This window comes from Bifidobacterium simiiventris, assembly GCF_019331715.1.
Classification (GTDB): Bacteria; Actinomycetota; Actinomycetes; order Actinomycetales; family Bifidobacteriaceae; genus Bifidobacterium; species Bifidobacterium simiiventris.
Map to the genome: position 1 here is coordinate 25,731 of NZ_JAHBBG010000002.1, position 12,121 is coordinate 37,851.

9 protein-coding genes and 1 tRNA gene are annotated in these 12,121 nt (G+C 63.8%); 4 read left to right on the top strand and 6 right to left on the bottom strand.

Features of this window, described 5'->3' with window-relative positions; translation table 11 throughout:
• Positions 1 to 160: 160 nt before the first annotated feature.
• Positions 161 to 2,272: an LTA synthase family protein gene (locus tag KIH76_RS02565; RefSeq protein ID WP_214373332.1), complete on the top strand. Its 2,112-nt coding sequence runs from the start codon at positions 161 to 163 to the stop codon at positions 2,270 to 2,272.
• A gap of 91 nt (positions 2,273 to 2,363) precedes the next feature.
• Here the strand turns inward: KIH76_RS02565 and KIH76_RS02570 are convergent, their stop codons facing one another.
• The 4 genes from KIH76_RS02570 to KIH76_RS02585 all read right to left on the bottom strand — a co-directional run bounded on the left by KIH76_RS02570 (position 2,364) and on the right by KIH76_RS02585 (position 5,453).
• A complete protein-coding gene (locus tag KIH76_RS02570; RefSeq protein ID WP_214373211.1) occupies positions 2,364 to 2,903 on the bottom strand; it encodes an arsenate reductase/protein-tyrosine-phosphatase family protein in 540 nt (179 codons plus the stop codon).
• Between the two features lie 223 nt (positions 2,904 to 3,126).
• Positions 3,127 to 4,074 (bottom strand): ROK family glucokinase, encoded by a 948-nt coding sequence (locus KIH76_RS02575; RefSeq protein ID WP_214373212.1) that lies wholly within the window; start codon positions 4,072 to 4,074, stop codon positions 3,127 to 3,129.
• Between the two features lie 259 nt (positions 4,075 to 4,333).
• Positions 4,334 to 5,098, bottom strand: a complete 765-nt coding sequence (locus KIH76_RS02580) for a DUF4391 domain-containing protein (RefSeq protein WP_219069216.1) — start codon at positions 5,096 to 5,098, stop codon at positions 4,334 to 4,336.
• Positions 5,099 to 5,377: 279 nt separating this feature from the next.
• Positions 5,378 to 5,453, bottom strand: a tRNA-Arg gene (locus tag KIH76_RS02585).
• Between the two features lie 215 nt (positions 5,454 to 5,668).
• Between KIH76_RS02585 and KIH76_RS02590 the strand changes: the two genes are divergently transcribed.
• Positions 5,669 to 6,673: an endonuclease/exonuclease/phosphatase family protein gene (locus tag KIH76_RS02590; RefSeq protein ID WP_236036785.1), complete on the top strand. Its 1,005-nt coding sequence runs from the start codon at positions 5,669 to 5,671 to the stop codon at positions 6,671 to 6,673.
• A 122-nt stretch (positions 6,674 to 6,795) separates the two neighbouring features.
• Here KIH76_RS02590 and KIH76_RS02595 read toward each other — a convergent pair whose 3' ends face one another.
• Together KIH76_RS02595 and xseA are read right to left on the bottom strand one after the other, a co-directional pair.
• Positions 6,796 to 7,092, bottom strand: coding sequence for an exodeoxyribonuclease VII small subunit (locus KIH76_RS02595; protein ID WP_219069218.1), 297 nt, complete (start codon positions 7,090 to 7,092; stop codon positions 6,796 to 6,798).
• Positions 7,093 to 7,177: 85 nt separating this feature from the next.
• On the bottom strand, positions 7,178 to 8,440 hold the full coding sequence (gene xseA / locus KIH76_RS02600; RefSeq protein ID WP_219069220.1) for an exodeoxyribonuclease VII large subunit: 1,263 nt from the start codon (positions 8,438 to 8,440) through the stop codon (positions 7,178 to 7,180).
• Between the two features lie 301 nt (positions 8,441 to 8,741).
• Here xseA and nrdD point away from each other — a divergent pair, with 301 nt between their 5' ends.
• Positions 8,742 to 11,138 carry an anaerobic ribonucleoside-triphosphate reductase gene (gene nrdD / locus KIH76_RS02605; protein ID WP_219069223.1) on the top strand — a complete coding sequence of 799 codons (2,397 nt, stop codon included), beginning with the start codon at positions 8,742 to 8,744 and terminating at the stop codon, positions 11,136 to 11,138.
• A 181-nt stretch (positions 11,139 to 11,319) separates the two neighbouring features.
• The gene (gene nrdG / locus KIH76_RS02610) at positions 11,320 to 12,030 is read left to right on the top strand and encodes an anaerobic ribonucleoside-triphosphate reductase activating protein (protein WP_219069432.1); all 711 of its coding nucleotides are present in this window, start codon (positions 11,320 to 11,322) and stop codon (positions 12,028 to 12,030) included.
• Positions 12,031 to 12,121: the final 91 nt, after the last annotated feature.

Genomic DNA, 12,121 nt, shown 5'->3' on the forward strand with positions numbered 1-12,121 from the left:
TGACGGCTGACCGCGAAGCAAGCAGACAGTGAAACTACTCGTGAAGTGCAGGTTTATGACCAACGACAACAAACACGCTGTAAACGACGATGAGATCGAGGAACTGTGGATCGCCCGCAAGGGGGAGCGCCCCCACGTGGAGCCATCGACGGCCGGCACCATGCCCGATACCGCTGACGCGACCGACGGGAACGACGCTGCCGCGGATGACGCGCAGGACGACGACCAGTCTGACGAGCAGGCGGAACGCAACGAACGCCGGTGGTTCAAATTCCGCAGCAAGCCGTTCCCCGGCTGGCTGTACGCCATCTTCTTCGTCCTGTTCGATCTCGCCGCCGTCGCCGCACTGCAATGGGGCGTGTCGCTCAAAAGCACCCGCGTCAAGCTTTCCAGCCCCACCGTCGGATGGGGATTCGTCACCAAGATGTGGCTCAGCCACAACTTCGTGCTCGTGCTCAACCTCATCTTGTGGGGCGTCATCTATCTGATCCTGCTCATGCTCATCAACCGGTTCTGGATCGCCACACCGATTTTCCTCGCGATCGCGATCGTCATCGCCGTCATCGAGCATTTCAAGGTGCAGATCCGCTACGAGGCCGTGCTGCCCAGCGACCTGAACTTCCTCAAGGCCGATAAAGGCAACCTGCTGAGCTTCATGCCGCCCGGGGCCCACTGGACGATCATCGGCGCCAGCTCGATCTTCGTGGGCGTGGCGCTCGTATGCTACCTGCTGTACCGCATGGACGGACGCAACGGCCGACTGATCCGCTTCGACAACCGCGGACTGGGCTTCACGGTGCGTCTGCTGCTCATCCTCTTGCCGGGCATGTTCTTCACCCTGTACACGATGCAGGTGAGCACCGTTGGCTCGTGGGCGAAGTCGTTCGCCACCGTGATGGGCGACAAACCGAGTATGTGGGATTCCGTCTACGACGCGCAACGCAACGGCCCGCTCGTCTCGTTCACGCGCCAGCTCAACCCGCGCATCATGGAAAAGCCCGCGAACTACAGCGAGGAGACGATGCAGGCGCTCGCCAAGAAGTACGCGGGCGAGGCCGAGACGATCAATGAGAACCGTTCTGCGGACATGACCGATTCGACCGTGATCTACGTGCTGAGCGAATCGTTCTCCGACCCGTCGCGCGTACCCGGCCTCAAGGTCAACAAGGACTCCATGCCGAACATCCGCAAGATCAAAAGCGGCACCACATCCGGCCTCATGTTCTCGTCCGGGTACGGCGGCGGCACCGCGAACCTCGAGTATATGGGCCTGAGCGGCCTGAGCATGGCGAACTTCGATTCGTCGCTGTCGAGCCCGTACCAGCAGCTTGTGCCGAGCGAGCACTGGACGCCGACGATCAACCAGATGTGGGGCGCGGCCAAGTTCTCCGAGGCGTTCCATCCGTACGAATCGTCCATGTACTCGCGCCAGACGAATTATCAGAAGTTCGGGTTCTCGCATTTCTATACGCTGACCGGCGACGGCAAGGGCAACGACATCATCAAGTACCAGGACAAGATCGACGAGTCGCCGTACGTGTCCGACGAGGCGACGTACCGGAGCGCGCTCGAGGAGATCTCGAAGACGGACGAGAACCAGTTCATCCAGATCATCACGATGCAGAACCACATGCCGTACAACAACTGGTACTCCGACAACGATTTTACGGCCGAATCGACTGATCCGTCGCAACCGCTCGAGAAGGACGAGACGAAGTCGATCGAAACGTACCAGAAGGGCGCGAGCCTGACCGACGAGGCGACTGCCGCGTTCCTCGACGAACTCGACAAGCTCGACAAGCCGGTCACGGTCGTCTTCTACGGCGACCATCTGCCCGGCATCTACGAGACGGCCAGCGCGGACACGAACAACTCGCTCGCGCTGCATCTGACCGACTATTTCATCTGGTCGAACAAGGCGAGCGGTTCGCAGGGCACCGACATCGACAACGACGCCTACTCGTCGCCGAATTTCTTCGTGGCACAGGCGGCCGAGCATATGGATGCGAAGGTGTCGCCGTATCTCGCGTTCCTGACCGAGATGCATGCGAAGATCTCCGCGATGGAGCCGCCGGTGGTCAATTCGATCCAGGGTTGGGACCGGATTCCGGAAGGCCAGAACATCTACCTTGATGCCGACGGCAAGCCGATGGCCGAGTCCGATTTCGACGAGGAGACCAAACAGCTGTTGGAGGACTACCGGCTGATCCAGTACGACATCACAGCCGGCAAGAACTATCTCAAGTCCACCGGCTTCATGGATCTGCCGTAACGGAGGATATGCCCGTCCATCGTCTGCCTGGTACGGCGATGGACGGGCGCGGACAGACGGTGGACGGGATACGCAGGGGCGCGAAGGATTGTTATTCGGTGGCCTTGGCGATGATGGTCAGGGCCTGGCAGATCTGGTCGTACGCCTTCTGGAACACCGGGAAGTCCTTGCGGTGAGGGTCCTCGATCGAGATCGGGGCGGGCAGCATCGGGCGGATCATGGAAGCGTTGTCGATCACCGATTCCAGCCGTTCCTGGCGAGTGGAACCGATGATGAACCCCTGATTGGCGCAGTAGGCGCACATGTTCGCGAAATCGGGCAGCAGGAACGTGCGGCGGCCTGCGCGTGGCGCGATCGTGGCGATGTCCTGACGCTGGTGCGGTTCGAAGCAGAAGATCAGATCGGCAGAATCGGCCAGTTGCGGCGTGATGCGTTTGGAACGGAACGCGCTCGGGTCGATGCCGGCCTGTTCCATGAGTTTCGCGCTGGACGGGTCGATCGCGTGGCCGGCAAGGCCGCGGGTGCCGGCGCTGTCCACGGTGATCGACGGATCGTTGATGTAGTGGGGGAGCAGCAGCTCGCCCATCGGGGAACGGCAGATGTTGCCGGTGCACACGAACAGAATCTTCATGCCTACCACCTTAGTTCGGGGGAAAAGGGTGTGACGTCAGTGCGTGTCGGTTCCCGGGATCGGCCTTACCGGTCCCGGGAACCGGAAAAGTGACATATATGCACATTCGCACATTGCGATATCCCGGAATACCGCCGTTTCGTGCGAAAAAACGATCATGGCCGGTTCCCGGGATTTTCCGTGTGAGATCCCGGGAACCAGCCATGAGCTGCCATGCGGACGCTTAGCGCAGGGCGAGGTTCGCCGCACCGATCAGGCCGGCGTCCTGGCCGGCGGTGGCGGCGACGATCTTCGCATGGCCGCGGTAGGCGCTGCCTTCGAGGAAGCGGGCGTAGTTGTAGCGCGCCGGCTCGAGCAGGATGTCGCCGACGGCGACCACGCCGCCGCCGATCACGAAGATGTCCGGATCGAGCACCGCCGCGGTGGCGGCCATCGTGCGGCCCAGCCACTCGCCGATCTTGTTGAAGGCGTACAGGCCGAGCACGTCGCCCTCCTGGGCGGCCTGCGAGACCATCGGGCCCTCGAGCTTGGTGATGTCGCCGTCGCACAGCTCCAGCAGACGCTTGGCGTCCTGCGGGCGGCGGCGCACGGCCGACTTGGCGAAGTTCTCGAGCGAAGTGCCCGAGGTGTAGCGTTCGGCGCAGCCACGCAGGCCGCAGCCGCAGTGGTCGCCATCCGGGACCATCGGCAGGTGGCCGATCTCGGCGGCCATGCCGAAGGAGCCGCGGTACAGCTCGCCGTTGATCACGATCGCGCCGCCGAGACCGGTGCCCACGGTCAGCGCCACCATGTTCTTGCTGCCCTGGCCGGCGCCATGCACGTACTCGCCCCAGCCGGCGCAGTTCGCGTCGTTCTCGATGACGACCGGCACCGCGTGGTCGATGAGCGCGCCGATATGCTCGGACAGGTCGTAGTTGATCCACGCCGGGATGTTCGCGGCGAAGGTCATGGTCTTGCGATCCGCTCCGACGTTGCCGGCGGCGGAGACGCCGATCGCCTTGATGTCGTGGCCGGCGGCGGTGGCTTCGCGGTAGACCTTGGCGATGTTCTCGTTGATCGCGTCGGCGTTCATCGGCGTGGGGACGCGCCAGCGCTGGACGATGGCATCGTTTTCATCGCACACGGCCGCGGCGATCTTGGTTCCTCCGATATCGACGGCGAGGGTGGACATGGCTCTCCTTTGATTGTTCCTATGCCTGTTAGACACTGGAATGATAACGGTTGCGTGAGACGATGCGGACGATTTGCGCTTAGGATGCCGTCAAAACGTCGCCGTTGGTATGCTGGGAGCGTTCACACTCGGCGTGTCTTAGTTACCAACCGTCAAGCAAACGATGTCAGACGCAATCCGCTCCACGATGCGTGGTGGGCCGCTCCCTTTGCGGAATGTCTGGCCAGAGCAGCCTCCACGCATGCTTCGAGGGCGTGGGTTACTGGGCGCGCAATTCCTCCAGCTGCTGCCGGGCCTTGTGCAGCTTCGCGAAGATCTCGTTGCGCTGGTCGGCGTCCTTGGCCCGCTGGTGGTCGCGGGCCAGCTTGTCTATCGTCATCTCCAACTGGCCGATCTGCGCGCGGCGCACGATGCGCGCGTCCAGATCGGTGCCGTCCGTCGTGCCGAGGATGACCTGAGCGCACAGCGACGACCACAGATCGTCGACGGATGCATCCGTTCCGCTCTTCGCGACGGCATCCGTGTCGAGCCTCGCCTCGCCGGCCGGCCGCCACTCGTCGGCGAACACCTCGTGCACGGGCAGATGGCCGGCCCGTCCCGGCAACGCGCGTCGCACGGCGATCGCGCATTCCTCGCGGGACTCGCCGGCATGCGTCGCCTCGCGCACCACGGCGAACACGATGCCGGACTTGCGTTGGGCCGCGATCAGATCGATTACTTCACTGGGCACGGTGGTGGCCTTCGGCGCGAGCCTCAGGCCGATCACCAGGATCTCCGGCACGCGCGTGCCCGAGGCAAGAGCGGTGTTGGACGCCCTGAGCAGCGCCAGCATCGTGATGGATTCGATGTCGCTGGTCAGACGCTGCCGCAGTTTCGCGGAGATCTGCGCGCGGCCGACGAACATCGCCTTCGGCAGTCTGGATTTGGCTTCCGGGATCGCCGTCGTCGCGGGCAATCCCAACGTGAGTGCGGAAACGGAACCGCAATGCGCGATCGCGTGCGGCGCCTGCTGTTCGTCAGTCATCGTCGACCTTCCTTTCCGGTCCCTGCCGTGCGGGGGAACGGCTGCCCCGTGCCCCTCGACGGCATCAGGCCGTGTGCGTGACATCGGTCACTGACCACCCTAGCGCATCCGTTCGCTGAACGGTATGGTACGGCCGAAAACGGGAGTGGACCGAAAGCGTGGCCGGCTCTTCGCCGCCGGTCGCGGCGGGCGATTCGCAGGCAAAACGCGATGCCGTTCATGATCGCGGCGAATGCATATGCGAAGGGCTTGGAACCATGCGGATTCCAAGCCCTTCGATGGTGCCCTGGATCGGATTCGAACCGACGACACCCGCTTTAGGAGAGCGGTGCTCTATCCCCTGAGCTACCAAGGCGCAAGTGTCCATTGTACATGGTGCCGGCGGCATTGCGTCACGCGTGCCTCGAATTCGTGAAAGGAATGGAAAAATCGTGGCGATGATCGGCAATGACGCGATGGCGGCCGGGCATATCCGTTACAGTGGTCGCCGTGCGTGTGAAGCAGAGGAAACAAATCCGCAAGCCGGTTCGAAAGCCGGTCCGCCAGTCGCCGGCGTGGCGTGTTCGGGTCATGGGATGGATCGCATGGTTGCTGGCGGTGGCGGCGGTCGTGAGCACGGCCGCGCGCATGTTGCCTGCCGACATGCAGGCGTTGCCGTACGTGCCGGTGCTTGTAGCCGTCACGCCGTGGTTTGCGTTGGTCGCGGTGTTGGCTCTGGTACTGGCTTTGCTGGGCCGGCGCTGGGTTGCGGCGTTGATCGCGGTGCTGTGTCTCGCCGTACAGGTGTGGTGGCAGTACCCGTTCTTCCGCGCGTCAGCCGCATTGCCGGCCGAGGCCGGGCGGGCGGTGTCGGGAGCGTCGGCGAACACCGGCGACCGGTATGCCCGCGTCATGACCTGTAACGTCTATAAGGGACGTGCGGATGCGGCCGCCATCGTCGAACTGGTGCGCGACCAGCGCGTCGAAGTGCTCGCGTTGCAGGAGACAAGCGACGATTTCGTGGCGGCGCTCGATGAGGCCGGCATCAAGGATTATCTGCCGTACTCGCAGGTGTCCACGTCGGACGGCGTGTACGGCAATGGACTGTGGTCGGCGGCCCCGCTGGAGGATCCGGCCGACGACGACGTCAATTCGAGCGCATCGTTCATGCCGGGCGGCACCGTGACATTCGTCGGGGATGATGCGCAGGAGATGCCGATACGGTTCGTGTCCGTGCACACGACCTCGCCGACGCCGGGATACTGGGCGCAGTGGAAGCGGTCGCTGGACGAGCTGGCGCTGATGCGCTCGCACACCGATGCGAGGTACGTGTTCATGGGGGATTTCAACGCGACCGTTGACCATACTCCGTTCCGCATGTTTCTCGGCGACCGGTTCACGGACGCCGCATGGCAATCCGGCCATGGCTTCACGTTCACGTGGCCGGCCGACAAGTCCCCATTGCCGCTGTTCGCGGGCATCGACCATATCGTGCTCGACCAGGGCATCGTGGCCGGGCAGATGCAGGTTCGCAGGATCGCCGGCTCGGATCACGCGGCACTGCTCGCCACGATCGCGGTGGAACCGGCGAAGTGAGCGGCCGCGGTAGCGAGTCGCGAAGGGAACTCAGTCGAGATTGGACTGGGCTGAGCCGTTAAGCGGACGCGCAGCGTCTGTAGGCGAAGTGAGCGGCCGCGGTAGCGAGTCGCGAAGGGAACTCAGTCCAAATTGGACTGAGTTCCAGCGGTATCCGCGCTGGTGGCCTGTTCGGCCTGTGCCGCGTCGAGCTTCGCCCTGACGTCGTTCAGCAGGCTCTGCGCGCGCTTGGCGAGTGCCTCGCCGATCTCCCACTGGCGCATCGACTGGTCGAGGTTGAGGCCGCCGGCCTCGAGCGCCTGCACGGCCTGGATGAGCTTGTCGCGAGCCTCCTCGTAGGGCATCTGCGCGATGGCCTCGCGCTCCTTGTCGGTCAGGGAGGAGGTGGCGGCGGTGGTCTTATTGGTCTTGTCGGTCATGGTGAATTCCTTGTGTAATGGTGGGCGTATCCGCCCGGGTCGGTTTCGCTGACGTCTCCTTGTGCGGGAGTCGGGGGCACACGGTTCAGGAGACGGTGGCGTTGAGCGGCCCGTGCTTCAAGGTGATGGTCAACGGGTCGCCACTCGAGACGGCAGCGGGATCGTCGAGTACATGTCCGCCGGCCGCCTGCACGACCGCATAGCCGCGGTCGAGCGTCGATTGCGGGCTCAGCGCGGTCAGACTGGCGTGCAGCTTCTCGACCGTCAGGCTTGCGTCGTCCACGATGCGAGTCAGGCCGATGTCCATGCGCCGTCGGGCGTCGTCAAGGAACCGCTGATGCGGTTCGAGCATCGTCAACGGTCGAGTCAGGCTCGGCCTGTTCGCATATCCCTCGACCAGTCGGATCTCGCCTTCGACCCGTGCCTCGATGCGCATGCGCGCCCGATGGATCGCGTTGTCGATCAGCTGCCATTGCTCACGTACGTCCGGCACGACCTTCTTTGCTGCGTCGGTCGGCGTCGAGGCGCGCAGGTCGGCAGCCAGGTCGATCAGCGTCCAGTCGTCCTCGTGCCCGATCGCCGAGACGATCGGCGTGACGCAGGCCGCGGCCGCGCGCACAACCGACTCGTCCGAGAATCCGATGAGATCCTCGAACGCGCCGCCGCCGCGGGCCACGATGATCACGTCCACATCCGGATCCTCGTCCAGTCTGCGGATCGCGGCCACGATGTCGGGCGGGCATTGCGGTCCCTGCACGTGCGCATGCACGACCTTGAACCGCACGGACGGCCAGCGCAGGTTCACGTTCGTGATCACGTCGCCCTCCGCGCGGGCCTGTGGCGCGCAGATCAGGCCGATGCACGACGGGAACTCCGGCAGCGGCACCTTGCGGTCCGCGTCGAACAGTCCTTCGCCCTTGAGCTTCTTGCGCAGCTCGTCGATCTGCTCCTTGAGCCCTCCGCCCGAACCGATCTTGCGGATCTCATCGCCGATGAAACTCAACCGGGTCTGCTTGACCCAGATGTCGGCCTTGCCGTGGATCACCACGCGGTCGCCCTGCCGGAACGCAGCGGCCTGCGCGGCGAACGCGCGCCAGCCGGACACGGAGATCGCGATGTCCTCGAAGTCGTCGCGCACGGTCAGATACGCCGAACCGGCGCGGCGCGTGTTGATTTCGGTGATCTGACCGCAGATCCACGCGGACGGCCACTTCTCCACGGCGGTGTGGAACTTCTGGCTCAGCACCGACACCGGCCACGGCCGTTCCGCGGTCGTTTCGCTGGCCAGTCGCGGCAGTTGGTCGAGCGGCTGCGGCGCCGGCGCGTTGGTTCCCATATCCCAGTTCATACAGTCCAGATTCACCTATATAACGGACAAGGCCCGCTGGCAGGCAGCATTCGTCCGGGCGCCGCGGCGCGATCCCGCAGGGCTTGAGCGCGACACGCTGGGAGCAATTCGTTACGTAAATCACACAACTGCGCTTTCGGCTTGATTCTGCCACTTACCACTATATTTAGGAGAAACACGGCGCGCCGACACTAGATATCGGGGTGGGGTTGCCGTACAGTACATAGGGCTTAAAACTTAACGGCCATGGCTCGGCCGGCGGAAACCGGGCGGGACAGCCAGACGACAGGAAGGATTTCAGATGGAAACTCAGGTGATGGACACCGCCTCGACGACCACCCGTGCCACCAAGGGCGCGGTGCTGGTCGAGAAGCGTGACGGTCGCGTGGTCGACTTCGACCCGATCAACATCATCGAGGCCGTGAAGTCCGCCTTCGGCGACCTCGACAAGCAGATCGGACCCGAAGAGGAGAAGATGATCCGCGGCTTCGCCAACCAGGTCGAAGGCGAGATCAAGGGCCGCTACAACGGCCCGGCCAAGATCGAGGACATCCAGAACCTCGTCGAGCACGCGCTTATCGACGCGCACCTGTACGACGTGGCACGCGCCTACACCAACTACCGTCTCGACAAGGACATCCAGCGAGCCAAGGCCACCGACGTGAACGAGGCCGTCGCCCGCTTCATCAACCAGGACCCGACCCTGATCCACGAGAACGCGAACAAGGACGCCAACGTGTATGCCACGCAGCGCGACCTGCTCGCCGGCGCCGTCTCCAAGGCCGCCGCGTTCAACATGCTGCCGCCGGCCGTCTCCAACGCGCACATGAAGGGCGACATCCACTTCCACGACGCCGACTACTCGCCGTTCACCGCGCAGTCCAACTGCTCGCTGCCCAACTTCTGGGACATGCTCGCCAACGGCTTCACGCTCGGCAACGCGCCGATGGCCTCCCCGAAGTCCATCGCCATCGCCGCCACGCAGATCACGCAGATCATGAAGGACGTGGCCTCCAGCCAGTACGGCGGCCAGACCGCCAACCGCGCCGACGAGCACCTCGCCGTCTACGCGCGCAAGGACTACGAGAAGTTCCTCGAAGAGGCCCGCGAGACCATCCCCGACGGCATGCCGGTCGAATTCGCCCGCCGTCAGGTCGAGAACGCGAAGAAGAACGAGCCGACCAAGCTGCACTTCGGCTCCCGCGAGCCGCTGCCGATGGACACGCCGTTCCACACCGACGTCGACGAGCTTGAGCAGGAGCGCGAGATCCTCGCCAAGATCCGCACCCGCAAGGCCATTTACGACGCCATGCAGACGATGGAGTACCAGATCAACTCCAACCGCGTCTCCAACGGCCAGACCCCGTTCGTGACGATCGGCTTCGGCCTAGGCACCGACTGGTTCGCCCGCGAAATCCAGCGCGCGATCCTGTTGAACCGCATCCGTGGCCTCGGCAAGGAGCATCACACCGCCATCTTCCCGAAGCTCGTGTTCACCGTCAAGCACGGCGTGAACGCCGACAAGGGCGATCCGAACTACGACCTGAAGCAGCTTGCGCTCGAATGCGCCACCAAGCGCATGTACCCGGACGTCGTGTTCTACGAGAACATCGTCAAGATCACCGGCTCCTTCAAGGCGCCGATGGGCTGCCGCTCCTTCCTGCAGGGCTGGATCAACCCCGCCACCGGCAAGGACGAGGAAGACGGCCGCATGAACCTCGGCGTCGTCTCCGTCAACGTGCCGCGCATCGCGCTCGAATCCCACGGCGACAAGAACCGCTTCTGGAAGCTGTTCGAGGAGCGCATGGAAGTCGCGCACCAGGCCCTGCAGTTCCGCATCATGCGCTGCAAGCAGGCCACGCCGGTCAACGCCCCGACCCTGTTCCGCTTCGGCGCGTTCGGCCGTCTCGGCGCGAACGACAACGTCGACGAGCTGTTCAAGAACGAGCGCGCCACCGTCTCGCTCGGCTACATCGGACTCGCGGAGACGACCGCCGTGTTCTACGGCAAGAACTGGATCCGCGACCACGGCTGGGATCCGGAAGGCAAGGAGTTCGCGCTCTCGATCGTCAAGCGCATGAACGAGCTGTGCAAGCAGTGGAGCAAGCAGGAGGGCTACCACTACTCCGTGTACTCCACGCCGGCCGAGTCGCTCACCGACCGCTTCAACCGCATGGACCGCGAGAAGTTCGGCCGCGTCGAGGGCGTGACCGACCACGACTTCTACACCAACTCGTTCCACTACCCGGTGTGGCTGCAGCCGACCCCGATGGAGAAGCTCAACTACGAGAAGGACTTCCCGTACTACGCGTCCGGCGGCTTCATCAACTACTGCGAGTACCCGTGCCTGCAGGACAACCCGAAGGCGCTCGAAGCCGTGTGGGACTACGCCTACAATGTCGGCATCGGCTACCTCGGCACCAACACGCCGATCGACCACTGCTTCGTGTGCGGCTTCCAGGGCGACTTCGAGCCGACCGACGAAGGCTTCAAGTGCCCCGAATGCGGCAACTCCGACCCGGACAAGTGCAACGTGACCAAGCGCACCTGCGGCTACCTCGGCAACCCGGTCCAGCGTCCGATGGTGCACGGCCGCCACGAGGAGATCTCGCACCGCGTCAAGCACATGAGCGGCGAAACCGGCCACGTGACGCTGGCCGACGGCCAGACCCGCGAGTGGTTCGAAGAGGCCAAGTAACTACTGATATCGCGAAAGGTGTCCGCGTCCCGCTGGGGAAGCCGATACATGTTGCGTGACACGCTCCAGGCCGCTCGGCCGAGTCTTACGGTCTCGCAACATGTATCGGCTTCCCCAGCGGGACGCTCGTTTTCGCTCAACGTTACGGTTGGGCGGGAGCGGAAGGGGTAGGAGAGTGATGATGGATAAGACGCCGACGTTGCATGATTTTGCGGCGGGGGAGACGGGGCGGGGGCCTTCGATTCCGACTGGTGAGGCGAACAATCCTCGGGCCGGGCAGTGGGATGGAAGGCGCATGTCCAAGCGGATGATCGCCGACTACAAGACGTTCATCGTCACCGACGGCGAAGGCGTGCGCAACTCCCTGTACGTGTCCGGCTGCCCGTTCCACTGCGTCGACTGCTTCAACTCGTCCATCTGGGACTTTCAGGCCGGCCACGAATACACTCAGCGGCTCGAGGACAAGATCATCGACGACCTTCGCGCCCCGTGGGTGCAGGGCATCACGTTCCTCGGCGGCGAACCGCTGCTTAACACGCCGGTGCTCGTGCCGCTTGCCGAACGCATCCGCGCCGAGTTCGGGATGACCAAGGACATCTGGTGCTGGACCGGCTACACGTGGGAGGAACTCATGCGTCCCGGCGAAACGCCGGACAAGCTTGACCTGCTGCGTCTGATCGACATCCTCGTCGACGGCCGCTACATCAAATCGCAGCATGATTCGCTGCTGCAGTTCCGCGGTTCGAGGAACCAGCGCATCCTCGACGTCCCCGCCTCGCTTGAGGCCGGCAAACCGGTCATCTGGGCCGGTCTGCACGATCAGGAGCGCGACATCCCCGAAATCTACCTTAAGGACCGCATGGCCGGCGAGGACTCGCAGTCGTCGTCGTGACCGATCTGCGAACGTCTCTGCAATACATATGATGATGGCCCCGCACATGGCAAGATGTGCGGGGCCATCATCATATATGCGACTATCCGTC